This is a genomic window from Streptomyces sp. NBC_00859 (assembly GCF_045161865.1).
Classification (GTDB): Bacteria; Actinomycetota; Actinomycetes; order Streptomycetales; family Streptomycetaceae; genus Streptomyces.
In genome coordinates this window covers 2488840-2514839 of sequence record NZ_CP108826.1, presented here as the reverse complement: position 1 = coordinate 2514839, position 26000 = coordinate 2488840, and the positions used below count along the sequence as shown (strand labels likewise).

Sequence of the window (26000 nt, the reverse complement as noted above, 5' to 3'; positions counted from 1 at the left end):
GTTCGCTCAACTCTAGGATCATGTCGGTGAGTTATCGACCGACACGGTGTGAGCGGCGAGAGAAGAGGGACCTGACCATGGGCGTGCCGATACGGCAGGCGGGCGAGGCCGACCGCGAAGTGCTCGTACAGCTGCTTGACAGGGCCTTTATGCAGGACCCGGTGAGCAGCTGGGTGTTCCCCGACGAATCGCACCGAAGGCAGGTGCACGGCGCGTTCCTCGGGGTTTTCATCGATGTGGCCCTGGCCGAGGGGCGTGTCGATCTCGCGGAGGACCACGCGGCGATGGCCCTCTGGCTCGATGTCCCCGCCGGTGCGCCGGAGGAGGACGGCACCCCGGCCCGGATGCGGGAGGCCGCCGACCCGGACAACGAACGGGCCGAACTGGTCGGGCGGTTGACAGGGGAGCTCCACCCGCACGACAGGGCACACGCCTACCTGCTGATGATCGGCGTGATTCCGGAACGGCAGGGGGAGGGGCTGGGCACCGAGCTGATCGCCCCTGTGCTGGAGCGCTGTGACCGGGAAGGGGTACCGGCATACCTGGAGGCGAGCAGTGAGCGCAGCCGCGGGCTGTACGAACGGCTCGGGTTCGTGTTCACGGGCACCGCGGTCCAGTTGCCCCGGGGCCCCCGGATGTGGCCGATGTGGCGCGAGCCGCGCGGCTGATCCGCGAAGGCCCGGACCGCGGGGATGTGCGGACGGCCCGTCCGTCGGCCAGGCCGGTCACTCGTACGTGTGCTCGTCGGGTGGCATGAGCGGCCACGCTGCGGGCCCTGCGGGCCGTCGGGGACGGGGTGCCCGAGGCGGAGTGGGTCAGGAACCAGAAATTCCGGAATCGATCACTCTTGGTGACGGCAGGCTGGTAGCGGCGCTACAGTCGCGCTCATGACACCACAGTCATGGGCCGGCTGGTACCGGGACAGCCATGGATCAGATGCCCTAGTGATCAGCGCGGTAGAGCGTCAACTCCACACCCGGATCAGGGGAGTCGACTACGCAGGAGCTTCGTTCGACTCGTTCGAACCGGTGGGTGACCACACGCCGGAGGGCGCCGGGCCGTTGAGCGACTGCGTTCTGGAATGGGACATGCCGCTCCCGGTCGTCGCCGGGGACAGCTCGGCCCAGCAGGCCACGCTGAGCTGCCTGTTGGCCCTGCGCAGGCCGGCCACCGATCTCGGCGTGACGCTGCACTACGGCGGCACGAGCTATGTATCGGGCAACGACCAGGGCGACTTCGGCGCCGCGGTCGCCCTGATCCAGGAGCAGCTCCCGCCGGGCTCCACCCTCCAGTCGCCGTTCTCCGCGGCCGTGTAACGCGCCCGCGTGCGGCGGCGTCCCACGCGAAGCGGCCCGGACCCTGGCAGCGGCCCCGCACCGGAATCGACCTCCGGCGCGGGGCCGCTGTGCTTGTTCGCGTCAGTGACGCGCCCCGGAGGCCGTCCTTCCGGCGTACCGCTTGACGGCTCGCAGCCGCATTGTTCTACTTGCATGCGAACAATGGGGGCTTTGATGAGACACGGCCGGATCCAGCGCACGGCAGTGACCGGGCTGCCCTTCCTGCTCGCCTACGCCGTCGACCTGGCGGTCTTCGCCCAGCTGCGGGACCGGCTGCCGCACCGTCTGGCCAGCCACTTCGTAACTGGGGGTCAGGCGAACGACTCCGCGGGGCATCTGGAGTACCTACTGGTCACCACTGGACTCCTGATCGGTCTGGGCGTGATCTGGGTGCTGATCGCCCGAGGGGTGCGCAGCCTGATCGTCACGGGCTGGGCGCTCGCCGGTTTCCTCGGTGCGCTGATGGCGCTGATCCTCCGCGCCAACCTCGACACCCCGGTCGAGTTCCCGCTCCGGCGGGCCGCCGCCGCTGTCGGGGTGGCGGCCCTCGCTGGGGGTGCGGGCCGGTGGGCGGCCCGTTTCGTCCCGTCCGTGACCTCGCCGGCCGCCGAGGGCCCCGGCGAGCGGATCGCTCTCGCGGCCGGCGAGAGGGCGGGCTGGGCGCGGCACACGGGCGCCCGCCTGGTGCAGATCCTGGCGGTCGTCGTGGCCGGCACCGGAGTCGTGGTGACGTCCGTGTCCGGGTGGCGGGCGGCCGTGCCGCCTGTCGCGGTCGGCCTGGTGCTGATGGCCTTCGCCAGGCCGTACGTCACCGTGGACCGCAGGGGCCTGACCGTCTCGGCGGGCCGGCTGCCCTGGCCGCGTATCCAGGTGCCCCTGGACCGGATCGAGCAGGCGACCAGCCGCGAGGTCCGCGCCGTGAAGGACTTCGGGGGCTGGGGCTACCGTGTCCGGCCCGGCCGCTCCGGACTCATCCTCCGCTCGGGGGAGGCCATCGTGGTCCGGCGCAGGGGCGGAAGCGAGTTCGCCGTCACCGTCGACGGCTCGGCCGATGCCGCCGCACTGCTCAACACTCTGGCGGAGCGGAAGGCGGGCCGCTGATGCTCTTCCGGATCGACCCGTCGTCCGCGGCCCCGCTCGGGGACCAGATCGCCGCCTGTGTCCGGGGCGCCGTCGCCGACGGCACGGTCGGCGCGGGGGAGCGGCTGCCCGCCGCCCGCGTGCTCGCGGTATCGCTCGGGGTCAACGTCCATACCGTGCTGCGCGGTTACCGGCGGCTGCGGGAGGAGGGCCTGATCGAACTGCGCAGAGGACGTGGCGCGGTGGTCGTAGGAGGGGCCTCCCAAGTACGCGCGCGACTGCTGGTGAGGGTAAGGGAATTCGCCGCCGAGGCAAAGGAGCTGGGCCTCACGGACGAGGCTGTGGTGGCGCTCGTACGCGAGGCCCTGTGAGGCTCCCCTGAGGTCCCCATTGGCCCGGTCGCCCCACCGCCCAGCGGCCCGCCCCGCCGCTCCACCGGCGCGCCCCACCGCCCCACGGGCCAAGGGGCCGGTGCACCAGTCCGGCGGTCCTGCCGCTCAGTGGGCGGATCCTCACCGCGACAACCGCCGCCCGCTGAAAATCTGCTGTGCCCCGCCGGGATCCGGCGCGAAGGCCGGCACTTACCGTCTCTCCTACGAACGGCGAATGTTCAACCACCTTGTACGGAAACCTCGTACGGTCACCTTGCACGGCTTCTCGCTACCCGACGAGCAGCCCCGAACGGAGCACCCATGAGTATCCCGACCGATCCGGCGACCCCGGAACCCGCCATGGAACTCGCGTCCGACACTGTCGCCGAGACCCGTCAGGACCGCTTGCAGCGGGGGATGGGAATGCTCGACCGCGTTGTCGGTGAACCGGGCCGGCAGGTCATCGATTCGCTGGCCGACATCTCACCCGACCTGGGGCACCACATCGTCGCCTGGGCTTTCGGCGACATCTACAGCAGACCCCAGCTCGCGCTGCGTGACCGCCAGTTGGTCACCCTCGGCATGCTCACCGCTCTCGGCGGCTGCGAACCGCAGCTGGACGTCCACATCAACGCCGCGCTCAACGTCGGCCTCAGCGCGGAGGAGATCGTCGAGGCCCTGCTCCACTCCGCGGTCTACTGCGGCATGCCCAAGGCGCTCAACGCCACCGCTGTGGCGAAGAAGGTCTTCGCCGAACACGGTCTGCTCGCCGGGCGGGAGAAGCCGGGCGGCACCGGGCAGGACGTCGACGGAGCCGGCGTCCACGGATCCGCGGTCCCCGGCCGGGGGGTTCCGGGGCAGGCGGTCCCCGGCCAGGGCGACGGCGGACAGGCCGTCAGAGAACAGCGCGCCCGGGAGCGGGACGTCGGCGCTCGGACGATCCCCGCACAGACGATGAGCGAACAGGCCGTCAGGGAGCCGCGGGTCCGGGAACAGGCCGTCAGGAATCAGACCGGCCCCGTGTAGCGCATAGCGTTGGGCCATGACCGAACTGCTGCACATCACCGAGCGCCCCCTGTGGGAGGCGGCCCGCGCGGTCGGCGCGTACGAGATGTCGACCCGCGGCCGCACCCTCCAGGAGGAGGGATTCATCCACTGCTCACTGCGCGGCCAGCTCGTCGCGGTGGCCGAGTTCCTCTACGGAAACCGGGGCGGCCACGACGAGCTGGTCGTCCTCGTCATCGACAGCGACCGGCTCTCCGTACCGCTGCGCTACGAGGCCCCGGCGCCCGGCACCGACATGTTCCCGCACATCTACGGTCCGCTCCCGGTGGAGGCGGTCACCGAAGTGGTTCCCTGGAACGACGGCTATGTGCTCGGCTGGTCGGACGGGACCTGGCTCAACCCGCCCGCGGAGGCCCGGACGGAGGGCGCGGAGCTGGTGGTGACCACCCGTGACAGGACCGACTTCTGGCGCACGACCGGCTACGGCTTCGTCCGTGACGACGGGCACGCCCTGCTGACCGGACTGAGCGCGGGATCGGCGGTCGAAGTGACGTTCCTGGCCGACCTCGACACCCTCTACGACCAGGCGGGTGTCATGGTCCGGGTGGACGCGGAGAACTGGATCAAGGCGGGCGTCGAGATGACGGACGGCGCACCGCACGTCGGCGCGGTGGCCACGCGTGGAGTGTCGGACTGGTCCATGGCGCCGGTCCCGGAGTGGGCGGGCCGGGCGGTCACGGTCCGGGCGGCCCGGTCGGGGGACGCCGTGACGGTGCGGGCGCGGGCCGCCGGAGAGCCGTGGCGGATGATCCGGCTGACGCCGCTCGACCCCGGAGCGAAGGCAGCGGCGGGGCCGTTCTGCTGCTCACCGCAGCGCGCGGGGCTACAGATCCGTTTCACCCGGTTCGCTGTCGGCCCGGCCGACCGGCAGCTCCACGGCTGACGGGGGACGCGGGCCGGACCGGGCGGCGTGGGGCAGCCCGGGGAAGGCAGCAGGTCCGGCCGCGGCCGCCCGTTCAGTACGGTCCGTGCCGGAGGCAGCAGCCCGTTCAGTACCGTCCGTTGCCGGCGGCCTGTGCGGCCGGACGGAGAAGCTGACACCCGCCGCGAGCAGACAGACCGCGCCGCACCCGGCGAAGAACACCCCGGTGCCCCAGGCGGCGGCGACCAGCCCGGCCAGCGGGTAGAGCAGCGGGCTGAGCCCCACCGTGCACAGGCTCGTCAGCGAGGAGACCCTGCCCAGATAGCGGGCCTCGGTCCGTTCCTGGAGCAGTGCGTTGCTCAGCACCGTGGCCGCACCGCTGGCCACCCCGAGCAGTGCGCCCTCCGTGACGGCCGTGCCCGGTCCCGGCGCGCGGCCCACGGCCGCGACCAGGACAGCGGTGACGAGCAGCGCGCAGGACATCACGGCGCGCGCGTACGGGACACGGCGCACGGCGGTCAGCAGGAGGCCGGAGGCCGCCCCGCCGAGGGAGAAGGCGGCCAGGATCCACCCGAGCGGGCCCGCGCCCCAGCCGCGTTCGTCGGTCAGGAGCAGCAGTCCGGTACTGACCGGCCCGCTGAAGCACATCTCGCCGAGCCCTATGACGAGTACCAGTCTGCTGAGGTGGGGGTTCTGCCGGAGATGGCGCAGACCGGCCCGGAAGTCCTGGGCAGGGGTTGTGCGGCCTGCCCCTGCTGGGGCGTCGCCCGCCACCGGACGTACCCGTACCCCGAGGAGCAGCACCAGCGACCCGCTGAAGAGCAGCCCCGCCGTCCCGAAGGCACCGGCCGCACCGCCCGCGGCCAGTACCAGGGCCCCGGCCATCGGCCCCACGGCGTTGGCGAACCGCACGGACAGGGTGCGCATGCCCTGGACCCGGGCGAGTTGGTCCGGTGCGGTGAGCTGCGGCGGCAGCGCCCCGACAGCGGGCATGAACAGCGCGTCCACGGTACCGAAGACGACCGCCAGGACGTAGAGCAGCCATAGCGGGCTGCCCGCGAGCCAGGTGAACGCGGCAGCGCTGAGGAGCACCGCGCACCGCACCAGATCGCTGCCGATGACGACACGTCGCGCACCGAACCGGTCGGCCACGACACCGCCGCCGAGCATCAGCAGGGCCCGCGGCACGGAACCGGCGGCCAGCACCGCGCCGGCCTGTGCGGGCCCCGCGGTGCGGGTGGCCGCCCAGGTCAGGGCGAGGAAGTAGGTCACGTCGCCGGTCACGGACGCTGTGTAGGCGCCCAGCCAGCGAAGGACGTTGGCGTCCCGGTGGGCCGCGGTCATCAGAGGTCGAGCAGCGGGAACGACTGCAGCTGGACCGATACGGGTACGGGCGCGGGCACTTCGCCTGCCGTGCCGCCCGGACCGTGCTCGGGCCGGGTGGGTCCGCGTTTCCGGTAGCGGCCGACGACCGAGACCAACTCGCTCTTCATCGCGTTGAGTTCGTCCGGTGTGAGGTGCAGCGTGTAGTCGCTGAAGACCGAGGCGGCGTACCAGTCGTCGGGCAGTAGCGGCACCGTGCCCGCCAGCCTGCGCAGCTGATCGCTGTAGGCGTGCAGCAGCGCCTGGGCGTAGGCGCGGCTGTCCGCCTGCTCCGCGGGGGTGCTGGCGCCGGGGGCGTGGAAGGACGTCCGGTGCACGGCCTGCCACCAGCGGTCCCGCCGGGTGCCGCGCTCCGGGTCCTCCTCGATCAGCCCGCCCGCTGCGAGTCGGCGCAGGTGGTAGCTGGCCGATCCGGGGTCGAGTGCGAAGTGCGCGGCGAGCTGCCTGGCGGTGGCGGGCCCGTACTGCCGCAGCCGGCTCAGCAGACTCAGCCGGACGGGATGCGCGAGAACCCGCAGTGCGGCGGCGTCGAGCGTGATGTCGGGCGCGGGGTCGGGCGCGAGCGGCTCGGGCGGCAGCGGCGGGGCGGGCGCCTGCGGTATGCGCTTCTGCGGTACGTCCGGCTGCGGAGCGGTCGGTTCGGCCATGCCGACACCCTAGAAGCAGAAGAGACGTTCCGGAAGAGTTCTTCCGTGTTTCTCAAGCTCCCCTGACTGAGGGGCGGTTGACGACGGCACGGTCGCCGCCCCGCGGCAAAACCTGCTGACCGCGGCGTAGCCGCCAGGTCCGCGGCCTCCGGACGAGCGCCTGCCCTGGACGGGCCCGGCGTGAGGGTGTGGGGCGGGTGAGGTGTTTGCCTACACGCAGGATGGGGGCGGTCTCGATCGTCTGCACGGCGGAGAGGGCAGTTGCGTCAAGCTGATCGGGCAGCTGCTGCCGGAGACCGGGGACGGCGGGCTGTGCGACTGCTTCCCGCACAGCCGCAGTGAGCTGTACGCGCCGATGACGTCCGGTACGGCGGGTGTCCGGTGCGGCGGTCCCGGCTGCCGCATTCCGGTGCCGGGCGACGTGTCCGCGTCAATGCCGGTGCATCGTACAATCCTCGCCGGTGTTGTCGGGTGCCGGACGTGATACGGGGGAACGGGTGGGAAACCAGAAGGAGGCCGAAACGCCTCAGCAGATGAAGGAACGGGCCAGGAAGCTCAGGGACTGTGCTCGCCGAGCGCGCGGGCTGGCCGGGGCTCTCGGGCCGTATCTGGACAAGACGGTGAACCAGGCAACCGCTTCGCCTCCCATCTGGAACGGTCCCTACGCGGAGACCACCACGCTGACCCTGGGCCAGCGGCAGAGCCATCTGCGCGACATGGCCGGTGATCTGCTGAAGGACGTGGCGCGCTGGGAGTCCGAGGCGAGCCGGATCGAGGACGAGGCGACGAAGCAGGCCGCCAAGAAGCCCGGAGGGCACCACTGATGGCCTTCCGCGGTTTCGACAGCGCACAGATACGCGCCATGGCCGGACATATGAAGAAGATCGGACCGGGGGCCCGCAGCCTCCACGGGGATGTGGCGGGCGTACTCAGGGAGGCGCAGGGTCTGCTCGACGGCAAGCCTGCCACCACCAGCCCGCGTCTGGAGCCGCTCGTCGGCCAGATCATGCCGCTTTTCTACTCGGGCCTGCCGGCCTCGCTGAACCCGGAACTCGACGACACGTCAGCCTCGTTGACCCGCCGCTGTGCGCAGATCGACGGCCTTCAGCAGTTGGACCTCAAGGGTTACCAGGTCGACCCCAGCCTGTACTTCGACGACGAGCCGGTGCCGGACCAGAAGAAGATCGATGACGCGTTGTCGTACTTCGACGACCACATCGACGACTCCGGCGGCTTTCTGTGGTCCAACTCGGCGCAGGGCGCCGAGGAGGTGCTGGACAAGTTCGAGGCGCTGTCACCCGCCGAACTCGACGCGGTGATGAGCCGCATGACACCGAAGCAGCTGCAGCAGCTCAACGGCCAGTTGGGCGAGGGCTCTTCGTGGTGGGGTGCGGGCGGAGCCGACGGCAACGTCAAGGCCCAGTGGGTCAACATGCTGACGAAGGGCCTCGGTCCCGCCACGCTGACGAAGATCACTCCGGCGCTGTCCAACCTGCAGTTCCAGCCCGACTCCGACACTCAGTACACCGATGGGCTCAAGTACCAGGCTGTGGACGGCAGCCTCTTCGGCCCGGACGGCGTGGACATCAAGCACGACCTGCACCAGGGGCAGGACGGTGACTGCTGGTTCCTCTCCTCGCTCGCGGCCATCTCGGAGCGGGACCCGGCCTTCTTCCAGCAGCACATCACGCAGAACCCGAACGGGACCTACACCGTCACCTTCTACCGGCCGGGTCCGCTCCCCGGCATGCCGGCGCAGCCCGTCGAGATCACGGTCGACAACAAACTGCCGGTGGGCGCCGACGGCAACCCGGCCTACGCGAAGGCCCCCGACCAGGTGATGTGGGTGGCGGTCTACGAGAAGGCGTACGCGCAGTTCCGCGGCGGCTACGGGAAGATCGACGGCGGTTGGGGCGATGTCGGCCTGCGCGACCTCACCGGGCAGCCCACGCAGCGAACGGACACCGGTGACCTGTCGTTCGCCGACATCGACGAGAAGATCAGGGACGGCCAGGCCGTGACCTCCGGCACCAGGGGCGACGGTGACGTCCATGACGACCGTATCGTCAGCGGACACGAGTACTCGGTCGAGAGGGTCGACATGAACGCCGATCCACCCACCATCACGCTGCTCAATCCGTGGGGCAGCGGCGGTGTGGAGAACGGCAAGGTCATGCCGCAGGAGATCACTCTGACCCAGGACGAGTACCGCAAGAACTTCGACGAAATCGGCCTCACCAAGACGGGAGTCTGACCGCATGCCCGAGCTCTTCCGCCTCGGTCGGCGCAGCCAGTTCAGCCACGGCGACCTCACCCTGGGCATCGTGCGGACCAGTACCGACCCGGACGACCCGTACGCGCGGGTGAACATCGTCGACCGCAGCTCGGACTTCGGTGAGATCCGGGATGTCCGTGCCGGCGACGAGGTCCGGACCGGCGCCCATGTCCTCGCCTTCGCCGAGGTGGTTCCCGGCACCCGCGACGGCCATATCGCCTTCACCATCGAGAGGCTCCAGCAGTGACCGCCAACCGTCCCCGTCGTACCGTATGGATCGCGTCGGCGGCTGTCCTGCTCGTCGCCGTCGTCGCTGTTGTCCTCGTCGTTGTTCTCAGGGCCCCCGGTGGACACGACGACGGCACGGACCGGCCACCGCCGTTGAGCTCGCACGCCGCAGGCGTCCAGCGTCTCACCGTGATCCGGATCGGCAATCCTTCCGACCCGACCGGCGGGGCCACGCTCGCCGACGGCACCAAGGTGGGGCTGGGCCTGCTCAAGCGTTACGACGGTACGGCGCCGCACACCGCCCGGATCGATGTCCTTCCTGACGGCGATACCGCCAAGGCGCACTTCCACACGGTGAAGCAGGGCGACACGGTCACCGACTACGGCGTCCGGATCAAGGTCCTGAAGATCTGGCGCGTCAAGAACCCGGCCGACGACGCCGTCGATGTACAGGTCGAACCGGCTGGGTCCTGAAGGGCTTGGTTCTGAATGGCCGCGTCCTGAACGGCTGTGTTCCGACGCGCGGGTCGGGCCGGTGGGCTCCCCCTGGCGTCAACTGCTGCGGCTGACAGGCCGACTGGCAGGCGGAATGGGACGGCGCTCGTCGCCGCTCCGGGCCTCTGAGAACGTGGCGGCCGCGCGCCCGCGGCACCTGCGCAAAAAGGACCGCACCCGGCCCACGTGGTCGCCGCGTTCGGCGGCCTGCGGGCCGGGTGCGGACAGGTAGGCGACATGACCAGCGAAACCGCAGGTCAGGCGGCCTAACTGTGGATCAAGCCTTCTTGGTCTCCAAGTAATGGGCCGGGTCGGCGACCTGTAGCGATGACTGCCCCAAGGGGGTATTTGGCGATGACTTCGGAGTCAGGTTCGGTTCCCTGTCATGATCAACTCATGGATGTGACTGAGCCTGGGCATTCAGCGCGAGTGTCCGCGTATGCGGGTGTGGGCGCACGGCTGTCCCTGTTCAGCGACCGGCGGCTTGGAGAAGCACTGGCCGCCGGGGCGAGTCGTGGGTCCGGCATCGGCGGCAGGTCGGCTGAGATACAAGTGGAGGGAAGGCGTGTCTTCGTCAAGCGGGTCCCGCTGACTGATTTCGAGTTGTTGCCGGAGCACGTGCGGTCGACCGCTAACTTGTTCGATCTTCCCCTCTTCTATCAATACGGGGTGGGGTCAGCGGGGTTCGGTGCCTGGCGTGAGCTTGCCGCGCACATCATGACCACAGGGTGGGTACTGAAGGGCGAATACGCGGGCTTTCCACTGCTGTATCACTGGCGAGTCCTGCCGGACAGTGCCCCCGTGAGCTTCGCCGACGAGTTCGGGGGTGTTGAAGGGGCCGTGGCACATTGGGATGGGTCGCCGGCGGTGCGCCGCCGGCTGGAAGCCATCGGACGGTCGTCCTTCAGCCTGGTGCTCTTCCTGGAGCATGTGCCGCAGACACTCGGTGCGTGGCTCGGCGGGACCCGGGACGTGGCCAGGCAGGAGTGGGGAGGTCCGTCGCCCTACCTATGGGTTGAGGATGCGTTGCGGCGGGGGACGGAGTTCATGAGTGCGCGCGGACTGGTCCACTTCGACGCGCACTTCTCCAACCTGCTCACCGACGGTCGCCAGGTGTACTTCGCTGACTTCGGTCTGGCCTTGAGCCGCAACTTCGAACTCTCGGCAAAAGAGGGCACCTTCCTTGCCGATCACCTCGTGTACGACCGTTGCTACGCGCCGGGCCACCTGCTTCGCTATCACCTTCCCGACGGCGTGCGTGGTGGCGCTGAACACGGGGCTTTCCTGCGCGAATGGGTCGCAGGCCACCGGCCCGCTGGCGTTCCGAAAGACATCGGCGCGATCATTGGCCGTCACGCACGGCACGCGATCATCCTGGACGACTTCCATGACCGCCTGATCACAAAGAGCAAGCGCACTCCGTTCCCCGCAGACGAGGTCCAGCGAGCCCTGACCGGGGCATGAGCGATTAGGAGAGTGAGCGCCTGCCGCCCCTCGGGGCAGTTGGCCGTGGCGCGTTCGGCATGTGGCTTGGTGTGAGCCACGCGTAGGACTCGGTGCCGGTCTGGATGGAAGCCGTTGAAGGTCAGGCGGGTTACGCGGTGCCAGACGCAGGTGGCTCTCGTCTACTGCCAGCCGTTCAGGGAGACCTGCGGGCCGCCTCCAGATAGCGGTGCAGGGCGCTGGCGGTGGTCTCCACGAATTCCCCGGGGCGGCATCGGCGTTCACCCAGCGGACCTGGGCGTGCTTGCGGGGTTCTCGGGTTCGCCGGCCCATTCGTGGGTGGCGAACACGACGGTGAGGAAGCCGTTGGGGGCTTCGACGCCTCAGGCTCCGTGGATGATGTGGGCGACCTTGAGGGACCCGGGTTTCACTGTGAGGCCGGTCTCTTCGTTGAGCTCACGGACGGCGGTTTCGGTGATGGACTCGCCGGGTTCGCTCGTGCCGACCGGCAGGCCCACATGCCCTGGGCGAACTTGGCGTTCTTGCTGCGCTGGAGGAGGACGACGCGGTTGGTGGCCTTGTCGTGGACAGTTACCGCGCCGACCAGCAGGGTCATCGATTCGAGCGCTGGCTTGAGGACCTTTGGCTGGTCGTGGTCCGCTGGGTCACGGGAGGTCCCTTCGGCGGACTGGTTGTCGGGCCTGTTAAGCGAGGGCTTCGCGGGCGCGGCGGGCGAGATCGGCGGCAGCCGGGTACCTTGCGCCGTTGGTAGACCGCGAGGGTGGAGAGGATCGAAGTGATGGCCTTGCGGGTGCGGTCGGAGGTCATGCACTCCGTGTAGGTCAGAGCCCCGGTTCAGCCCGGCGAACCGTTGGTCTCCTCAGGAGTGATCGCTTCGGTGCTGTTGCCAGAGTCGTGTGGCGTCAAGCAAGTTCGTTGTCCAATTGTCTGGGGCGGAACTTGCGATCTCTTCCCAGAGGTTTGCGCTGGCGTGGGCGAAGGCGTCTACTGCCCGGGGTGGTGCCGATGCCCAGGCGGGAAGAAGCACGACAGAGTCTTCTGCGTCAGATGGTGTGTGGCCCGCCGCCGTGAGCCAGATGATCCAATGGGCCGGATCGAGCCAAGCGGCCCCGCGGGTGGCCCAGCCCCAGTCGATGAGGTGGGCGCGGTCGTCGGCGATGAGGACGTTGTGGTTGTTCCAGTCGGTGTGGAGCAGGGTGCCCCCCGCGAAAGCGTCCGCGTCGGCGGGATGGGCCACGTAGGCTGCCAGACGCTGTTCGGCATGACGGAGTTCGATGTCCGGGCAGGGGAGGGAGGCGAGCTCTCGGAGTGCGTCGGTGACCTTGGCCAGGTCGGAGGAGCCTGGTGAGTAGTCGGCATGGCGGCCGTCGATGGACTCGAAGCCGAGGACGTCCCAGCCGTCGGCGATGACGTGGAAGAGCAGACGCGGGGCGAGCGGTGTGACGTACGGGTTGATGTCCGCCTCGCGTTGCTGCGTCCAGACCCAGTGGTGGTCGGTCCGCAGGCCCTTGAGGAAGACGACCCCGCCGGTGGTGTGTGCACGTGCGGAGAGGGAGCTGTTGAGACCGGTACTGATGTTCTCGATTCTGCGGATCAGGCCGGTTTCAGCCTCGATGGCGGTACGGACTGTGGCTGGGAGTTCATCGAAGGCGATGGGGGCTGTGGGCATGGTGGTCAGGCTTCCAGACCTGCGTGCCGGTAGGGGCTCCCGGCGCGACGTGCGACGGGAAGCCCCTTGGCCGGATGATTAGTTGTACGGGCTGTCGTCACCGCAGGCGGACGCGGTGGCTGTGGTGAAGGCGTCCACGTCTTCGATGAGGGTGATCTCCCCATCGGGCTCGGACGGCGGGCGGATGGGGGCGATTTCGACTGCTACGGCGGTCATGGTTCAGCTCCTTGTTGTCGCGTGCTGGCAGTACCTGTCCATTGGTGCCTTCGCCTCCTGGTAGACCTTGGCCAGCGGTCGGCCTACCCGGCAGGGGCCGGAGAACTGACAGCCGGTGCAGCCACCGGTGCGAAGCATCAGGGAGTCGGCGACGCCGGCGAGGTGGCTCAGGCCCTCGACTCCCGTGGTCATGAGGGGGATCGCGTCGTCGCGGCCGACCTTGCAGATGGAAGCCATTCCGTGCGGGTCGACGTGGAAGAACGTGTGGCCGGCGTTGCAGCCGTTGAAGGGCTCGCGGTCGGCGAGGTGGTCCGGGGCCTGGGTGGCGAGGGTTTCCGCGCCGCCGTAGATGGTCGGTGACATGTGGGTGTACTCGCTGTACGGCAGCCCGTAGCGTTCGGCGAAGGCGCGCATGAGGTCGGCCTCGTGGACGTTGTGCCGCGTGATGATCAAGGCCAGGTCGAGAGGCAGCTCGGCCTCGTGGGCTGCGTCCAGTCCTTTGACGAACATGAGGTACGCGCCCCGACGCCGGGTCAGCCTGGCGTAGGACTCTGCGGTGGCTCCGTAGAGGCTGAGTGTGATCCGGTTCGGCCTCAGGCGTGTCAGCAGGGCGAGGTTCCTCGGAGCGGCGAGGCGTGAGCCATTGGTGAGGATCTCGACCATCACGCCCAGCCCGTACGCCAGTCGGTACGTCTCGGGGAACAGCTTGTCGATCATCGGCTCGCCGCCCGTGAGCTGGAGCCAGAGCGCCCCGGACTCCTGGATGACGTGAAACAGGCGTTCACGTTCCGGCCAGCCCAGGCCGGCGAATTGCTTCAGGCCGAGGTAGCAGTGCTCGCAGTCGTAGTTGCCGCCGAGGTTCAGTTCATAGGAGGCGCGCCCGTAGCCATAGGGAGAGCGGGCGGGGACCAGCACAGTCTCACCGAGAGGTCGGCCGCTCAGATCGAGCTCCCAAGCGCGGCGGGCCACGTCGACCAGCCACGCGGGTGCTGCTGAGGTGTGCGGCGTGGTGTGCAGCTCCTCTTACCGGTGGACAGGAAGGCGCGCCGCCTTCGGTCTGCCCGGCCGTACGAGGAGGTGACACTCGAGATACGGGGCGGCGATCAGTGCGTGCGTACGGACTCCTCACTCGGGCTGCCGACAAGATCGCGGACGTCGACTTCAAGAAGGGCACCATCCGCTTCAAGAAGGGCACCATCCGCGTCGAGCGGCAGCGCCCCCGACCCGGAATGATCGGCCCGCCGAAGACCGCAAAGTGTCGCCGTACGGTCCCGGTCGGCGAGGTCGTCACGGACGCGCTCCTCGCGCACCTCGCCGCACGCCCCTCCAAGGAGTGGCTGTTCACGATGGAGGAGGGTGCCCCCTCAACTACCGCCGCTGGAAGACCGAATGGAATTGCGCTCGTCGCGCGCTCCAGGCGACTGAGAACGAGACAGCCGAGCGCGAGGGCCGCAAGCCCGTCGAGCTGCCGCACATGGTGACCCACGGGCCTGCGGCATTTTTACGCCTCCGCGCTCATCGCAGGCGGGGCGAACGTCAAGCAGGTCCGGTTGGTCCTCGGCCACACGTCCGCCGTCATCACCCTGCGGATCTACGCGCACCTGTGGCCAGGAGAAGAAGACCGCACCCGGCCCACGTGGTCGCCGCGTTCGGCGGCCTGCGGGCCGGGTGCGGAACGGTGGACGCTGTGACGACCCGCATGAACGCGAGTCAGGCGGTCCAGCCGTGGATCAAGCCTTCTTGGTCTCCCAGAAGATCTTGTCGATCTGGGCGATGTAGTCCAGCGCCTTCTGGCCCGTGGCCGGGTCCGTCGAGCCCTTGGCCGTCGACAGCGCCTTGAGGGCGTCGTTGACGAGCTGGTGGAGCTCGGGGTACTTCTCGAAGTGCGGCGGCTTGAAGTAGTCGCTCCAGAGCACCGATACGTGGTGCTTGGCGAGCTCGGCGCGCTCCTCCTTGATGACCGTGGCGCGGGCCCGGAAGTGCGGGTCCTCGTTGGCCTGGTACTTCTCCTGGACGGCCTTGACCGACTCGGCCTCGATACGGGCCTGGGCCGGGTCGTACACGCCGCAGGGGAGGTCGCAGTGGGCGCTGACCGTCACCTTGGGGGCAAACAGGCGGGAAAGCATGGAGCGGTCCTTCCTCGTGATCGTCTTCTCGGGTGGGACATTACTCCGTGAGAAGCCCGATTTCGCGAGTGCCCCCTGGGGCTTAGGACAAAAGTCCAGGGTCAGTATGGGACTGGTGGACGATCGGACCGGGAGGGCCGGATGACGGATCAGGGGCGGGAGACGCGGGCTCCGCTGGGCGTGGCAGAGGTGACGGGGCCGTCCATGCTGCCCACTCTGCTCCAGGGCGACCAGCTGCTCGTGCACTACGGCGCCGAGTTCAGGCCCGGCGACGTGGCCGTGCTCCGTCATCCGCTGCAGCAGGATCTGCTGATCGTGAAGCGGCTGGTCGAGCGGCGTGAGGGCGGCTGGTGGGTGCTCGGGGACAACGCGCACGCCGAGGGGGTGGACAGCCGGGCGTTCGGCGCCGTCCCGGAGGAGCTGCTGCTCGGGCGGGTGCGGGCCCGGTACCGGCCCATCACGCCCGGCCGTCAGCGCTCGGCGGCTGTGGTGCTCTCCTGGCTGGCGTCGGCGGTGCGTCCCGTGCTGTCGGACCGGGACGTCTCCAGGCGCTTGCGCGCGCGGTAGGCGGCCACGTTGGCACGGGTCGCGCAGCGGTCCGAGCAGTAGCGGCGAGATCTGTTTGTCGATGTGTCGAGATAGGCGTTGCGGCACGGTGCCGCCTCGCACAGTCCGAGCCGGTCCACTCCGTACTCGGTGAGGTGGAAGGCGAGCCCCATCGACGCGATGGCCGCATAGCCGGATGTCGCGTTGGAGGGGTGGTCGGCCAGGTGCATGTGCCAGAGGGGGCGGTCGTCCTCGTCGCGGTGGTCGTGGCCGGAGATCTGGGGGGAGACCGGGAACTCGAGCAGCAGCGAGTTCAGCAGGTCCACCGCGAGCGTCTCGTCCCCTTCGTCGGCCGCCGTGAAGACGGCGCGCAGCCTGCCCCGCACCGACCGGAAGCGGGTGACGTCGGCGTCGGTGGCGCGGCGTGCCGCGGACGCGTTCGTACCGAAGAGTTCGCGCACCGCGTCGACCGAGGTGAGGGCGTCCTTGTTGCGGGCCGGCTCCTCGGTGTTCACCAGGCGCACGGCGTAGTCCGAGTAATAGGCCAGTTCCACTTGTAGTCCTTACGGAGGCGGTCTAGTGTCGACGAGCGCGGCGGCCGTAATGGCTGCCTCTGCATCGAGGGTATTACTTGTGGGCGCTGTGGGGGATTCCCGGCGCACGGCCGGCGGGGGAAGCGGAGAAGACAGTGACGGAGTCGGTTGAGGGTACGGACTGGCAGTCCTGGCAGGAGAGCTGGGACCGCCAGCAGGAGTGGTACATGCCCGACCGCGAGGAGCGGTTCCGGGTCATGCTGGACATGGTCGAGGCGACGGTGGGACCCGCGCCCCGGGTGCTGGATCTCGCATGCGGTACGGGAAGTATCACGGATCGGCTGCTCAGGCGGTTCCCCGAGGCCACCAGCACGGGCGTGGATCTCGCCCCGGCGCTGCTCGCCATCGCGGAGGGGTACTTCGCCGGTGACGAACGGGTCAGCTTCGTGACCGCCGATCTCAAGGACTCCGGCTGGACCGGGCTGCTGCCGCACCGGGAGTACGACGCGGTGCTCACCGCGACCGCGCTGCACTGGCTGCACGCCGAACCGCTCGCCGCGCTCTACGGGCAGATCGGCTCCCTCGTCGTGGACGGAGGCGTGTTCATGAACGCCGACCACATGATCGACGACGGGACGCCGCGGATCAATGCGGCCGAGCGCGCCCACCGGCACGCCGCCATGGACCGGGCCAAGGCCGGGGGAGCCCTCGACTGGGCGGACTGGTGGGCACTCGCCGCCAAGGACCCGGTCCTCGCCGGACCGACCGCCGAGCGGTACCGGATCTACGGCGAGCACGCGGACGGGGACATGCCGTCCGCGCGGTGGCACGCCGACACGCTGCGCGCGGCGGGATTCGCGGAGGCGCGCGGCGTCTGGGCATCGCCGTCGGACACCCTGGTGCTCGCCGTGAAGTAGGCCCCGGCGCGGGTGAAACACGGAAGGGGGGGTACGGCCCGTGGCCCGTACCCCCCTTCACGTACGCCGGGTGTGTCCGCTCACAGCACCTTCGACAGGAACGACTTCGTCCGCTCGTGCTGCGGGTTGGTCAGCACGTCCCTGGGGTGGCCCGACTCGACGACCACACCGTCGTCCATGAAGACCAGCGCATCGCCCACCTCACGGGCGAAGCCCATCTCGTGGGTCACGACGATCATCGTCATGCCGTCGTCCGCGAGGCCGCGCATCACGTCCAGGACGTCACCCACCAGCTCCGGGTCGAGCGCCGATGTCGGCTCGTCGAAGAGCATCAGCTTCGGCTCCATCGCCAGCGCACGGGCGATCGCCACCCGCTGCTGCTGGCCGCCCGAGAGCTGGGTCGGATAGCTGCCCGCCTTGTCGGAGAGCCCGACCCGGTCGAGCAGCCGCTCGGCTCGGGCGCGCGCGACGGCCTTGGCCTCGCCGCGCACCTGGACCGGTGCCTCCATCACGTTCTCGATGGCCGTCATGTGCGGGAAGAGATTGAAGCGCTGGAAGACCATGCCGATGTCCCGGCGCTTCAGCGCGACTTCGCTGTCCTTCAGCTCGTAGAGCTTCTCGCCCTTCTGGCGGTAGCCGACCAGGTTCCCGTCGACGTACAGGCGGCCGGCGTTCACCTTCTCCAGGTGGTTGATGCACCGAAGGAAGGTCGACTTGCCGGAACCCGATGGGCCGATGAGGCAGAACACCTCGCGCGGGGCGACCTCAAGGTCGATTCCCTTGAGCACCTGAGTCGGCCCGAAGGACTTGTGGACGCCCTCGGCCTTCACCATGGCCGTCTTCCCGGGCTTCACCATCGCCGTCATGCGGACACCCCCGAGCGGTTGCTGAAGGAAGCCAGATTCGCCCTGACCCGCTGGAGCGGGGTCAGCGGCAGGCTGCGGCTGGAGCCGCGCGCGTAGTAGCGCTCCAGATAGAACTGGCCGATGGAGAAGAGGGTCGTGAGCACCAGGTACCAGGCGGCGGCCAGGAACAGCATCTCGACCGCGGCGCCCGACGTCTGCCCGATGTCCTGGGCCGTGCGGAGCAGCTCGTAGAACTGCACCGCGGCCACCAGCGAGGTGGTCTTCAGCATGTTGATGACCTCGTTGCCCGTCGGCGGCACGATGACGCGCATCGCCTGCGGGACCACGATCCGCCGCAGCGTCTTCGCGTGGCTCATGCCGAGCGCGTGCGCGGCCTCGGTCTGCCCCTCGTCGACCGCGAGCAGCCCGGCCCGGCAGATCTCCGCCATGTAGGCGGCCTCGTTCAGGCCCAGGCCGAGCAGCGCCGTCAGCAGCGGCGTCATGAAGCTCGACCAGTAGTCCTTGTAGATCGGGCCGAGGTTGATGTACGTGAAGACCAGGCCCAGGTTGAACCAGACCATCAGCTGGACGAGGACGGGCGTGCCCCGGAAGAACCAGATGTAGAACCACGCGATCGACGAGGTCACCGGGTTCTTGGACAGTCGCATCACCGCGAGGACGATGCCGCCGACGACGCCGATCACCATGGAGAGCACGGTGAGCAGCAGGGTCTGGCCCACCCCGTGGATGATCCGGTGGTCGAAGAAGAAGTCCGGGATCGCACCCCAGTTGATCTTGCCCTGGGAGAACGAGTAGACGATCGCGGCGAGCAGGGCGACGGCGACGACCGCGGCGACGTACCGCCCGTAGTGCCGGACCGGGATGGCCTTGATCGCTTGCGGGCCTATGGGCGGCGCGTCGACGGCGCCCGCTTTTTGCATGTCAGCAGTCATGGGTGATACCTCTCAGCGCCGGCGTCCGGTCAGGATCCGCCGTTGAGCTTGGCCTCGGTGACCGCGCCCTGTTCGGCGCCCCACTTGGCGAGGACCTTGTTGTACGTGCCGTTCTTGATGATCGCGCTCATCGCCTGCTGGATGGCCTTGGTGAGCTGGTCGTTGCCCTTGGCGACGGCGATGCCGTACGGGGCGGCCTCGACCGTCGGACCGACGATCTGGAAGTCCTTGCCGCCGCCCGAGGTCTTCACCGCGTACGCGGCGATGGGGGAGTCGGCCGAACCGGCGTCGGCGCCGCCCGAGCGGAGCCGGGTCTGGGCCTGCTGGTCGTCGTCGAAGGGCTGGATCGTCAGCTTCTTGCCGGCCGGACACTTCTTCGCCTGGGCCTTGGCGAGGTCGTGGGAGACCGTGCCGCGCTCCATGACGATCGTCTTGCCGCAGAGGTCGGACCAGGTCTTGATGCCCTCGTCCTTGCCCTTCCGCGTGTAGATCGACACTCCGGCGGAGTAGTAGTCGACGAAGTCGACGCCCTCGCCGACCTTCTTGCCGTCGGCGATGCCGTTCTGCCGGTCCTTGGTGTCGGTCATCGCGGACATCGCGATGTCGTAGCGCTTGGCGCGCAGGCCGGTGACCAGGGTGTCGAAGGTGCCGTTCTCGAACTGGAACGTCACGCCGAGCTGCTTGCCGAGCGCGGCACCCAGATCCGGGTCGATCCCGGCCACTTTGCCGGAGTCGTCCTTGAATTCGACGGGCGCGTACGCGATGTCGGAGCCGACCTTGACGGTGCCCTTGTCCCGGATGGCCTGCGGCAGCAGGTGCGCGAGCGGTGCGGCGGACTTGCCCGCGCTGTTCCCCTTGGGCCCGTCGTTCTTGGTCTGGTCGCCGCATGCGGTCAGCAGCAGTGCGCCGGCGACCGCGATCGCGCCGACCGCGGCTGTCCGGGACTTCATTGCGGTCGTGATGCGAGTGGAGCGTGCGGTCATGTTGGTGGTCCTCCGGCGGATCAGAGACAGCTGAATGCAGGAGCCGCGACACATGGAGTCCGTGCCACGACCATGGGTGGATGACGGCATCTTGCCAGCCGTACTGGTCCAATCAGGTCGCTGGTCATGTCAAAATCGGGTAACGGGTGACCCCCGTTCTCCACTTGGCCGGTACGGCACGACCGGACCATCTGCTGGCAAACGCACCATCCGCCGGAGGATCTCCGGTCCGCCCCACACCGTTCCGGGGCGCGTCTCGAAGGATGGACTTGTTCCGCGGCGGGGCCGACCTGCCCGGATATCCCGCTATGAGTCATCTCACCGCTTCGGTGCGGACTCGATATGGACTCGTCCGAGGTGCGGTCCATCCGGTAGAACAGACGGTTACACCCCTCATCCGGGGCTCAGGGCGCGTGTGCGGCGCGCCCGCGCGTATGTACCTCCCCCCGCCCGGCGGGCCAACCGGCCGGCGCGGGGCACATACGCGGTGCCCGCCCACCCCTCCTCAACCAGGAGTGGCCACCCTCAACTGATGAAGACTTAAGGGGTAACAACCAATGGCAGCGGAGATCGTCAATCCTCGCAGCGAAAGTTTGAGCACTTCCTCGCAGGACGAGGAGACCTTCGACCCGGTTTTCGCCCTGCACCGGGGCGGCAAGATGGCCGTCCAGGCCACGGTGCCGGTCCGCGACCGGGACGACCTGTCCCTCGCGTACACGCCCGGTGTCGCCAAGGTGTGCAGCGCGATCGCCGAGAAGCCGGAGCTCGTCCACGACTACACCTGGAAGTCGCAGGTCGTCGCCGTCGTGACGGACGGTACGGCGGTGCTGGGGCTGGGTGACATCGGCCCGGAGGCGTCCCTTCCGGTGATGGAGGGCAAGGCCATCCTCTTCAAGCAGTTCGGCGGCGTCGACGCCGTCCCGATCGCGCTGGCGACCACCGACACGGACGAGATCATCGAGACCGTGGTCCGGCTCGCGCCCTCCTTCGGCGGGGTCAACCTGGAGGACATCTCCGCGCCGCGCTGCTTCGAGATCGAGCGCAGGCTCCAGGAGCAGCTGGACATCCCGGTCTTCCACGACGACCAGCACGGCACCGCGGTCGTCACTCTGGCGGCCCTGCGCAACGCGGCCACCCTCACCGGTCGCTCGCTCGGGCAGCTCCGCGCGGTCATCTCGGGTGCGGGTGCGGCGGGTGTCGCCATCGCGAAGATCCTCATCGAGGCCGGAATCGGCGATGTCGCGGTGTGCGACCGCAAGGGCATCGTCTCGGCGGACCGCGAGGACCTGACCGAGATCAAGCGGGAGGTCGCGAGCTTCACCAACAAGGCTGGGCTGACCGGCTCGCTGGAGACGGCGATGTCCGGCGCGGACGTCTTCATCGGGGTTTCGGGCGGTACGGTCCCCGAGCCGGCGGTCGCGTCGATGGCCGAAGGCTCGTTCATCTTCGCGATGGCTAACCCCAACCCGGAGATCCACCCCACGGTCGCCGCCAAGTACGCGGCGGTCGTCGCCACCGGGCGCAGCGACTTCCCGAACCAGATCAACAATGTGCTGGCCTTCCCCGGGATCTTCGCCGGGGCGCTGCAGGTGCGGGCCTCGCGGATCACGGAGGGCATGAAGCTCGCCGCTGCGGAGGCGCTGGCGGCCGTGGTGGCCGACGAGCTGAGCGCGGACTGCGTGATTCCGTCGCCGTTCGACGAGCGGGTCGCCCCGGCGGTCACCGCCGCGGTGGCCGCGGCGGCACGTGCGGAAGGCGTGGCCAGGCGCTGATGTCCGGACGGAGGGCCGGGGCCGGAACGGCTCCCGGCCCACCGGCCCCGGCGCCCGTGCCTGTTCGGCTGCCCGTTCGTCCCCGCCGTCCGTGCGCCGGACAGCGGCGAGCGGACGGGGACCAACGGGCAGTATCGGGTGGACGCCTCCGGGTGGACGCCTCCGGACGGACGGCTTCGAGCGGGCCGCAGTGGTGCCGTGGGTGCGGAGCCTGCGGGTGCTAGCAGCGTCACACTCGTGGCCGGTTCCGTCCGGAACCCGCCACGCCTATCGTCAGGGCCATGTTCGCCGCCTACGCAGCCCGCATCGACCGCGACCAGCCTCTCAACGGCCTTGAGCTGGGGGAGCGTCCGGCCCCTGAGGCCCGGCCCGGCTGGACGACCGTCGATGTCAGGGCCGCTTCCCTCAACCATCACGACCTCTGGTCGCTCCGCGGTGTGGGGCTCGCCGCCGACAAGCTGCCGATGATCCTCGGCTGCGACGCCGCCGGGGTCGACCAGGACGGCAACGAGGTCGTCCTGCACTCGGTCATCGGGCAGAGCGGGTACGGCGTCGGGCCGAAGGAGGGGCGTTCCATCCTGACGGAGAAGTACCAGGGGACGTTCGCCGAGCGGGTCACCGTACCCGAGTGGAACGTGCTGCCCAAGCCGAAGGAGCTGAGCTTCGAGCAGGCCGCCTGTCTGCCCACAGCCTGGCTGACGGCATACCGCATGCTCTTCACCAACGCCGGTGTGCGGCCCGGTGACTCCGTACTCGTCCAGGGCGCGGGCGGTGGCGTGGCGACGGCGGCCGTCGTGCTCGGCAAGGCCGCGGGTCTGCGGGTGTACGCCACCAGCCGGGACGAGGCCAAGCGCCGGCGTGCGGTCGAGCTGGGTGCGGTGGAGGCCTTCGAGCCGGGTGCGCGGCTGCCCCGGCGGGTGGACGCCGTCATCGAGACGGTGGGGGCCGCCACCTGGTCACACTCCGTCAAGTCGCTCAAGCCGGGCGGGACCCTGGTGATTTCGGGTGCCACGAGCGGCTCCGACCCGGTGTCGGCCGAGCTCACCCGGATCTTCTTCCTGGAGCTGAAGGTCGTCGGCTCCACGATGGGGACCAAGGACGAGCTGGAGGACCTTCTCTCGTTCTGTGCGGCCACCGGGGTGCGGCCCGTCATCGACGAGGTGCTGCCGCTCGACCGGGCCCGCGAGGGCTTCGAGAGGATGGCGTCGGGTGAGCTCTTCGGCAAGATCGTGCTGACCGGTTCCTGAGCCGCGGTTCGCCGTGGTCAGCCGGTGACCACCAGGAACTCGCCCTGCGGGTCGTCCGTTCCGTCCGCCAGCGCCTGCCGCAGCCGCCGCAGATGTCCGGTCGTGAGCTGGAGTGGCGGCTCGTCCGGCTGGTACGTGGTGCCGCGCGGGTAGTCCTCGTACGGGGTGGCCGTCATCTCGATGTGACAGCCGAGCACATGCGTCACCCGGTGGCTCGCACAGAACTCCAGGAGCCGCTCGACCGTGGCCGTGAACGCGGCCTCGTCGGCCACGTGGATCCGGCCCGGGTAGAGCGAGTCGCCGGTCAGCAGCAGCCCGGTGTGCCGGTCGTGGAAGACGACAGCGGCCTCTTGGTGTCCGGGCCCCGGGATGACGTCGACGACCCGTCCGCCGAGGTCCAGCTCGCCCTGCCGGTGCGGCCAGTCGGCCAGCCCGAAGTGCGCGGCGACCTCCTCCTGGCTCCGGCCCACGACGGTGGTCAGCGGCCGTCCGGCGAACTGAGCGTCGCCCGCCACGTGGTCCCCGTGGCCGTGCGTATGGGCGACCAGCAGCTCGTAGTCCTCGCGCGGATGGCGGAGCAGCCACGCGTCGACCAGCGCGTCCACGGTGGCGCGCAGCGGGAAGCGCGTGGGGTCCTCCGAAGCCCCGGTGTCCAGGAGCATCGCCCTCTCGTTCCCGAACAGCAGGAAGAGGAAGGGTGCTTCGAAGTGCACGGACTTGCTCTGCCGCAGGATCAGCGTGTGTTCGGTACAGGCGTGGACCTGGATCTCCGGATCCGGGTCGTGTTCCGCCGGGGGCCGGCCGTGGTGCCAGTGGACGTCGAGGCTGCCGGGGACAGGAGCCCCGTACTGGTAGTCGATCACGAGCGGCACCGTATCCCCCCGCCGACCGCCGGGGGGATACGGATTTCCGGGTGCCGCACCCCGCCACGTGTCAATGTGAGTTGACGGCCGATACGTGTCAATGTACGTTGACACCATGACCGAGGCAACGGAACTCGCCGCTCAGGCGAGCGACAGTGATCCGCGAGTCGGCCTGCGGGCGGTGGCCGCGCTGCGGCGGCTGCTCGAACGGCTCGAATCCGTACAGGTGCGCAGCGCACGCAACCAGGGCTGGTCGTGGCAGGACATCGCCGCCGAGCTCGGTGTCAGCAGGCAGGCGGCCCACAAGAAGCACGGGAGGCAGTGATGTTCGAACGCTTCACGCAAGGGGCCAGGGACGTCGTCAGCGGAGCGGTCGGGTACGCCGGCGGTGCGGGCGAGCCGAGGATCACCGAGGAACATCTGCTGATGGCACTGCTCGACGCACGCGGTACGAAGGCGTCCTTCGTGCTGGCGTCGCTCGGCGCCACCGGATGGCGGGAGCGGCTGGCCGCGGCTCTCGCGGAGGCCCGGCGCCGGGGCGGCATGTCGCAGGCCGACGCCGTGGCACTGGCCGGGCTGGGAATCGATGTCGACGAGATCGTCGACCGGATCGAAGAGGTGCACGGCCGGGGGGCGTTGGCGGCGGAGCGGTCCGGGGTCCGGACGGTGCGCCGACCGCTCACACCCGGCGCGAAGGACACTCTGCGGATCGCCCTGCGGACGGCGGCGACCCGCCGGGAGCGCCATCTCGGCGACGAGCACCTGCTCCTTGCCCTCATCGAGCGGGGCGGTGTGGCCGCGGACGCGCTGGCGGCCTGCGGGGTGTCGTACGCGGATGTGGAGCGGGTACTCCACCGGGGCGAGCCGGGTGAGGGGCTGCTGAGCGCGGTATGAGCGGGTGTGCGGGTGGCCGCTGAGCGCCCTGGGGCGGACCGTGCCCGCTCCTCCCACCGCCCGGACGGAGGGAGCGGGCACGGTCGCGCCGTCAGGAACCGGGCCCGCGCAGTGCGGCGCCGATGTGCGCCGCCGCCGCCGACAGATGCCGCCGCGCGTCCTGGAGCTGGGTCTCCGTGACGCCGTGATCGCGTGCGGCGTCCCGGATGCCGTCGCGGAAACGGTCGAGCAGCCGGTCCAGGTCGCGTGCCGGGTTGCCGGACGGCTCCTCGCGCGCCCACTCCGGCTCCGGTGCCGGTCCGCTGTCGTCCCCCGTGCCGGAGCCGGCCTTGCTGAAGCCGACGGGCCCCGCCGGGCCCGTACCGGCACCGGTGGCTGTCCCCGCCGCCGGGCCCGTACCGGCGCCCGTGGCCGTACGGCCGGCCGCGCCGGGGTCGGGAGCGCGGCCGAAACGGCCCAGCTCCCTGGTGAATTCGGCGAGACCCTCGCGTACCCCGGCGGGCCAGTCACCGCGGGCGAAGTGGTCCTGGACCTGCTCGGCGACCCGCTGCATCTGCTCGCGGGCGTCCTCCTTGGCCTCCTGGGCCTGGCGGCGGGCCTGCTGGGCGTCTTCACGGGCCCGGCGTGACTCGTCCTTCGCCCGCCGCGCCTGTTCCTTCCACTCCTGCTTGGCCCGCTTGAACTCCTCCTTGGCCTGGCGCCAGCCCTCCTTGTCGGTCCAGTTCCCGTCGAAGAAGTCGGAGGCCTCGGGGAAGCCGGGGAACGGCTTTCCGGCGCCGGAACCAGCTCCGTCCGCCGTGCCCGGCTTCCGGCCGCCGCCCGCCGCGCCGGAGGACGCCCCGCGTGCCTCCTTCGCGGCCTCCCGGATCTCACGTCGCAGGTCGTTCGCCGAGCCGCTGACGTCGGCCCGGATCTCGGCGGCGAGCTCGGAGACCGACTCGCGGATCTCCATTTCCAGGTCGGCCAGTTCACCGCTGCGGCCCGCCAGTTCGGCGCGCCCGGCCTCGGTGATCGAGTACACCTTCCGGCCGCCCTCCGACGCGTGGGTGACCAGTCCCTCGGCCTCCAGCTTGGCGAGGCGCGGATACACGGTGCCCGCGCTCGGTGCGTACAGCCCCTGGAAGCGCTCCTCGAGGAGCCTGATCACCTCGTAGCCGTGGCGCGGCGCCTCGTCCAGGAGCTTCAGGAGGTAGAGGCGGAGCCGGCCGTGGGCGAAAACGGGAGCCATG

General features: G+C 69.7%; 28 protein-coding genes and 4 pseudogenes. 19 read left to right on the top strand and 13 right to left on the bottom strand.

The window, feature by feature from the left end; genetic code table 11:
- Window positions 1-77: 77 nt before the first annotated feature.
- The 7 genes and pseudogenes from OG584_RS10510 (at window position 78) to OG584_RS10480 (ending at window position 4736) form a co-directional block, all read left to right on the top strand.
- Window positions 78-668, top strand: a complete 591-nt coding sequence (locus OG584_RS10510; RefSeq protein ID WP_405777286.1) for a GNAT family N-acetyltransferase — start codon at window positions 78-80, stop codon at window positions 666-668.
- A gap of 219 nt (window positions 669-887) precedes the next feature.
- A complete protein-coding gene (locus tag OG584_RS10505; protein ID WP_405777284.1) occupies window positions 888-1316 on the top strand; it encodes a DUF6304 family protein in 429 nt (142 codons plus the stop codon).
- Window positions 1317-1511: 195 nt separating this feature from the next.
- Window positions 1512-2438, top strand: a complete 927-nt coding sequence (locus OG584_RS10500) for a DUF1648 domain-containing protein (protein ID WP_405777282.1) — start codon at window positions 1512-1514, stop codon at window positions 2436-2438.
- Window positions 2438-2788 carry a GntR family transcriptional regulator gene (locus OG584_RS10495; protein ID WP_405777281.1) on the top strand — a complete coding sequence of 117 codons (351 nt, stop codon included), beginning with the start codon at window positions 2438-2440 and terminating at the stop codon, window positions 2786-2788. The genes OG584_RS10500 and OG584_RS10495 overlap by 1 nt, the downstream gene beginning before the upstream one ends.
- Window positions 2789-3205: 417 nt before the next feature.
- Window positions 3206-3574 (top strand): annotated as a pseudogene (locus OG584_RS10490) (carboxymuconolactone decarboxylase family protein); the annotation flags it as partial.
- Window positions 3575-3830: 256 nt separating this feature from the next.
- Window positions 3831-4148: pseudogene (locus OG584_RS10485) on the top strand (DUF952 domain-containing protein); the annotation flags it as partial.
- Entirely contained in the window at window positions 4137-4736 is a 600-nt protein-coding gene (locus OG584_RS10480; protein ID WP_405783983.1) for a DUF1349 domain-containing protein, read from the top strand. The pseudogene OG584_RS10485 and the gene OG584_RS10480, both read left to right, overlap by 12 nt.
- Here OG584_RS10480 and OG584_RS10475 read toward each other — a convergent pair.
- Both OG584_RS10475 and OG584_RS10470 read right to left on the bottom strand, forming a co-directional pair.
- Window positions 4677-6059 carry an MFS transporter gene (locus tag OG584_RS10475; protein ID WP_405777279.1) on the bottom strand — a complete coding sequence of 461 codons (1383 nt, stop codon included), beginning with the start codon at window positions 6057-6059 and terminating at the stop codon, window positions 4677-4679. The two genes, OG584_RS10480 and OG584_RS10475, sit on opposite strands and share 60 nt — an antisense overlap.
- Window positions 6059-6745 carry an ArsR/SmtB family transcription factor gene (locus OG584_RS10470; RefSeq protein WP_405777277.1) on the bottom strand — a complete coding sequence of 229 codons (687 nt, stop codon included), beginning with the start codon at window positions 6743-6745 and terminating at the stop codon, window positions 6059-6061. The genes OG584_RS10475 and OG584_RS10470 overlap by 1 nt, the downstream gene beginning before the upstream one ends.
- A 497-nt stretch (window positions 6746-7242) precedes the next feature.
- Between OG584_RS10470 and OG584_RS10465 the strand changes: the two genes are divergently transcribed.
- From OG584_RS10465 to OG584_RS10445, 5 genes are all read left to right on the top strand, one after another.
- Window positions 7243-7569 carry a hypothetical protein gene (locus OG584_RS10465; RefSeq protein WP_405777275.1) on the top strand — a complete coding sequence of 109 codons (327 nt, stop codon included), beginning with the start codon at window positions 7243-7245 and terminating at the stop codon, window positions 7567-7569.
- Window positions 7569-8999, top strand: a complete 1431-nt coding sequence (locus OG584_RS10460) for a C2 family cysteine protease (protein WP_405777273.1) — start codon at window positions 7569-7571, stop codon at window positions 8997-8999. Before OG584_RS10465 ends, OG584_RS10460 begins: the two co-directional genes overlap by 1 nt.
- A gap of 4 nt (window positions 9000-9003) precedes the next feature.
- A complete protein-coding gene (locus tag OG584_RS10455) occupies window positions 9004-9267 on the top strand; it encodes a hypothetical protein (protein ID WP_405777272.1) in 264 nt (87 codons plus the stop codon).
- Window positions 9264-9722, top strand: a complete 459-nt coding sequence (locus OG584_RS10450; protein WP_405777270.1) for a hypothetical protein — start codon at window positions 9264-9266, stop codon at window positions 9720-9722. Before OG584_RS10455 ends, OG584_RS10450 begins: the two co-directional genes overlap by 4 nt.
- 417 nt (window positions 9723-10139) lie before the next feature.
- Window positions 10140-11207 carry a protein kinase family protein gene (locus tag OG584_RS10445; protein WP_405777268.1) on the top strand — a complete coding sequence of 356 codons (1068 nt, stop codon included), beginning with the start codon at window positions 10140-10142 and terminating at the stop codon, window positions 11205-11207.
- A gap of 161 nt (window positions 11208-11368) precedes the next feature.
- Here the strand turns inward: OG584_RS10445 and OG584_RS10440 are convergent.
- The 4 genes and pseudogenes from OG584_RS10440 to OG584_RS10425 form a co-directional block, all read right to left on the bottom strand.
- Window positions 11369-11802 (bottom strand): annotated as a pseudogene (locus OG584_RS10440) (NUDIX domain-containing protein).
- Between the two features lie 264 nt (window positions 11803-12066).
- Window positions 12067-12876: an aminoglycoside phosphotransferase gene (locus OG584_RS10435; protein WP_405777267.1), complete on the bottom strand. Its 810-nt coding sequence runs from the start codon at window positions 12874-12876 to the stop codon at window positions 12067-12069.
- A 78-nt stretch (window positions 12877-12954) separates the two neighbouring features.
- The gene (locus OG584_RS10430; RefSeq protein ID WP_405777265.1) at window positions 12955-13092 is read right to left on the bottom strand and encodes a hypothetical protein; all 138 of its coding nucleotides are present in this window, start codon (window positions 13090-13092) and stop codon (window positions 12955-12957) included.
- A 3-nt stretch (window positions 13093-13095) separates the two neighbouring features.
- Window positions 13096-14061, bottom strand: coding sequence for a radical SAM protein (locus OG584_RS10425; protein WP_405777263.1), 966 nt, complete (start codon window positions 14059-14061; stop codon window positions 13096-13098).
- Window positions 14062-14234: 173 nt separating this feature from the next.
- Here OG584_RS10425 and OG584_RS10420 point away from each other — a divergent pair.
- Window positions 14235-14776 (top strand): annotated as a pseudogene (locus tag OG584_RS10420) (tyrosine-type recombinase/integrase); the annotation flags it as partial.
- A gap of 46 nt (window positions 14777-14822) precedes the next feature.
- On the opposite strand, the gene sodN reads toward OG584_RS10420, so the two are convergent.
- The gene (sodN, locus tag OG584_RS10415) at window positions 14823-15218 is read right to left on the bottom strand and encodes a superoxide dismutase, Ni (protein ID WP_405777261.1); all 396 of its coding nucleotides are present in this window, start codon (window positions 15216-15218) and stop codon (window positions 14823-14825) included.
- 141 nt (window positions 15219-15359) lie between these two features.
- Here sodN and sodX point away from each other — a divergent pair, with 141 nt between their 5' ends.
- The gene (gene sodX, locus OG584_RS10410; protein ID WP_405777259.1) at window positions 15360-15785 is read left to right on the top strand and encodes a nickel-type superoxide dismutase maturation protease; all 426 of its coding nucleotides are present in this window, start codon (window positions 15360-15362) and stop codon (window positions 15783-15785) included.
- Here the strand turns inward: sodX and OG584_RS10405 are convergent.
- The gene (locus OG584_RS10405; RefSeq protein WP_405777257.1) at window positions 15689-16318 is read right to left on the bottom strand and encodes a CGNR zinc finger domain-containing protein; all 630 of its coding nucleotides are present in this window, start codon (window positions 16316-16318) and stop codon (window positions 15689-15691) included. The two genes, sodX and OG584_RS10405, sit on opposite strands and share 97 nt — an antisense overlap.
- 206 nt (window positions 16319-16524) lie before the next feature.
- Between OG584_RS10405 and OG584_RS10400 the strand changes: the two genes are divergently transcribed.
- Window positions 16525-17214 carry a class I SAM-dependent methyltransferase gene (locus OG584_RS10400; protein WP_405783982.1) on the top strand — a complete coding sequence of 230 codons (690 nt, stop codon included), beginning with the start codon at window positions 16525-16527 and terminating at the stop codon, window positions 17212-17214.
- A gap of 80 nt (window positions 17215-17294) precedes the next feature.
- Here OG584_RS10400 and OG584_RS10395 read toward each other — a convergent pair whose 3' ends face one another.
- From OG584_RS10395 to OG584_RS10385, 3 genes are read right to left on the bottom strand one after another with little or no spacing between them, the layout of a single operon-like run.
- Window positions 17295-18071 carry an amino acid ABC transporter ATP-binding protein gene (locus OG584_RS10395; protein ID WP_405783980.1) on the bottom strand — a complete coding sequence of 259 codons (777 nt, stop codon included), beginning with the start codon at window positions 18069-18071 and terminating at the stop codon, window positions 17295-17297.
- Between the two features lie 5 nt (window positions 18072-18076).
- The gene (locus tag OG584_RS10390; protein WP_405777255.1) at window positions 18077-19012 is read right to left on the bottom strand and encodes an amino acid ABC transporter permease; all 936 of its coding nucleotides are present in this window, start codon (window positions 19010-19012) and stop codon (window positions 18077-18079) included.
- Between the two features lie 29 nt (window positions 19013-19041).
- On the bottom strand, window positions 19042-19995 hold the full coding sequence (locus OG584_RS10385; RefSeq protein WP_405777253.1) for an ABC transporter substrate-binding protein: 954 nt from the start codon (window positions 19993-19995) through the stop codon (window positions 19042-19044).
- A gap of 557 nt (window positions 19996-20552) precedes the next feature.
- On the opposite strand from OG584_RS10385, the gene OG584_RS10380 reads away from it, so the two are divergent.
- On the top strand, window positions 20553-21767 hold the full coding sequence (locus OG584_RS10380; protein ID WP_405777251.1) for an NADP-dependent malic enzyme: 1215 nt from the start codon (window positions 20553-20555) through the stop codon (window positions 21765-21767).
- 281 nt (window positions 21768-22048) lie between these two features.
- Window positions 22049-23014, top strand: a complete 966-nt coding sequence (locus tag OG584_RS10375; RefSeq protein WP_405777249.1) for a zinc-binding dehydrogenase — start codon at window positions 22049-22051, stop codon at window positions 23012-23014.
- A 17-nt stretch (window positions 23015-23031) separates the two neighbouring features.
- Here OG584_RS10375 and OG584_RS10370 read toward each other — a convergent pair whose 3' ends face one another.
- Window positions 23032-23877: an MBL fold metallo-hydrolase gene (locus OG584_RS10370; protein ID WP_405777248.1), complete on the bottom strand. Its 846-nt coding sequence runs from the start codon at window positions 23875-23877 to the stop codon at window positions 23032-23034.
- A gap of 115 nt (window positions 23878-23992) precedes the next feature.
- Between OG584_RS10370 and OG584_RS10365 the strand changes: the two genes are divergently transcribed.
- Both OG584_RS10365 and OG584_RS10360 read left to right on the top strand, forming a co-directional pair.
- Window positions 23993-24202: a helix-turn-helix domain-containing protein gene (locus tag OG584_RS10365; protein ID WP_405777246.1), complete on the top strand. Its 210-nt coding sequence runs from the start codon at window positions 23993-23995 to the stop codon at window positions 24200-24202.
- The gene (locus OG584_RS10360; RefSeq protein ID WP_405777244.1) at window positions 24202-24771 is read left to right on the top strand and encodes a Clp protease N-terminal domain-containing protein; all 570 of its coding nucleotides are present in this window, start codon (window positions 24202-24204) and stop codon (window positions 24769-24771) included. The genes OG584_RS10365 and OG584_RS10360 overlap by 1 nt, the downstream gene beginning before the upstream one ends.
- A gap of 91 nt (window positions 24772-24862) precedes the next feature.
- Here the strand turns inward: OG584_RS10360 and OG584_RS10355 are convergent, their stop codons facing one another.
- Entirely contained in the window at window positions 24863-25999 is a 1137-nt protein-coding gene (locus OG584_RS10355; RefSeq protein WP_405777242.1) for a helix-turn-helix transcriptional regulator, read from the bottom strand.
- Window position 26000 lies beyond the last annotated feature (1 nt).

What these genes read in the sequence shown, in the direction of transcription:
- OG584_RS10500 (WP_405777282.1), top strand. Translation starts at nt 1,512, where the DNA reads ATGAGACACGGCCGGATCCAGCGCACGGCAGTGACCGGGCTGCCCTTC.
- OG584_RS10395 (WP_405783980.1), bottom strand. Translation starts at nt 18,071, where the DNA reads ATGGTGAAGCCCGGGAAGACGGCCATGGTGAAGGCCGAGGGCGTCCAC.
- OG584_RS10435 (WP_405777267.1), bottom strand. Translation starts at nt 12,876, where the DNA reads ATGCCCACAGCCCCCATCGCCTTCGATGAACTCCCAGCCACAGTCCGT.
- OG584_RS10495 (WP_405777281.1), top strand. Translation starts at nt 2,438, where the DNA reads ATGCTCTTCCGGATCGACCCGTCGTCCGCGGCCCCGCTCGGGGACCAG.
- OG584_RS10505 (WP_405777284.1), top strand. Translation starts at nt 888, where the DNA reads ATGACACCACAGTCATGGGCCGGCTGGTACCGGGACAGCCATGGATCA.
- OG584_RS10475 (WP_405777279.1), bottom strand. Translation starts at nt 6,059, where the DNA reads ATGACCGCGGCCCACCGGGACGCCAACGTCCTTCGCTGGCTGGGCGCC.
- OG584_RS10445 (WP_405777268.1), top strand. Translation starts at nt 10,140, where the DNA reads ATGGATGTGACTGAGCCTGGGCATTCAGCGCGAGTGTCCGCGTATGCG.
- OG584_RS10360 (WP_405777244.1), top strand. Translation starts at nt 24,202, where the DNA reads ATGTTCGAACGCTTCACGCAAGGGGCCAGGGACGTCGTCAGCGGAGCG.
- OG584_RS10375 (WP_405777249.1), top strand. Translation starts at nt 22,049, where the DNA reads ATGTTCGCCGCCTACGCAGCCCGCATCGACCGCGACCAGCCTCTCAAC.
- OG584_RS10365 (WP_405777246.1), top strand. Translation starts at nt 23,993, where the DNA reads ATGACCGAGGCAACGGAACTCGCCGCTCAGGCGAGCGACAGTGATCCG.
- OG584_RS10460 (WP_405777273.1), top strand. Translation starts at nt 7,569, where the DNA reads ATGGCCTTCCGCGGTTTCGACAGCGCACAGATACGCGCCATGGCCGGA.
- OG584_RS10380 (WP_405777251.1), top strand. Translation starts at nt 20,553, where the DNA reads ATGGCAGCGGAGATCGTCAATCCTCGCAGCGAAAGTTTGAGCACTTCC.
- OG584_RS10390 (WP_405777255.1), bottom strand. Translation starts at nt 19,012, where the DNA reads ATGACTGCTGACATGCAAAAAGCGGGCGCCGTCGACGCGCCGCCCATA.
- sodN (WP_405777261.1), bottom strand. Translation starts at nt 15,218, where the DNA reads ATGCTTTCCCGCCTGTTTGCCCCCAAGGTGACGGTCAGCGCCCACTGC.
- OG584_RS10510 (WP_405777286.1), top strand. Translation starts at nt 78, where the DNA reads ATGGGCGTGCCGATACGGCAGGCGGGCGAGGCCGACCGCGAAGTGCTC.
- OG584_RS10470 (WP_405777277.1), bottom strand. Translation starts at nt 6,745, where the DNA reads ATGGCCGAACCGACCGCTCCGCAGCCGGACGTACCGCAGAAGCGCATA.
- OG584_RS10455 (WP_405777272.1), top strand. Translation starts at nt 9,004, where the DNA reads ATGCCCGAGCTCTTCCGCCTCGGTCGGCGCAGCCAGTTCAGCCACGGC.
- OG584_RS10430 (WP_405777265.1), bottom strand. Translation starts at nt 13,092, where the DNA reads ATGACCGCCGTAGCAGTCGAAATCGCCCCCATCCGCCCGCCGTCCGAG.
- sodX (WP_405777259.1), top strand. Translation starts at nt 15,360, where the DNA reads ATGACGGATCAGGGGCGGGAGACGCGGGCTCCGCTGGGCGTGGCAGAG.
- OG584_RS10385 (WP_405777253.1), bottom strand. Translation starts at nt 19,995, where the DNA reads ATGACCGCACGCTCCACTCGCATCACGACCGCAATGAAGTCCCGGACA.
- OG584_RS10355 (WP_405777242.1), bottom strand. Translation starts at nt 25,999, where the DNA reads ATGGCTCCCGTTTTCGCCCACGGCCGGCTCCGCCTCTACCTCCTGAAG.
- OG584_RS10400 (WP_405783982.1), top strand. Translation starts at nt 16,525, where the DNA reads ATGCCCGACCGCGAGGAGCGGTTCCGGGTCATGCTGGACATGGTCGAG.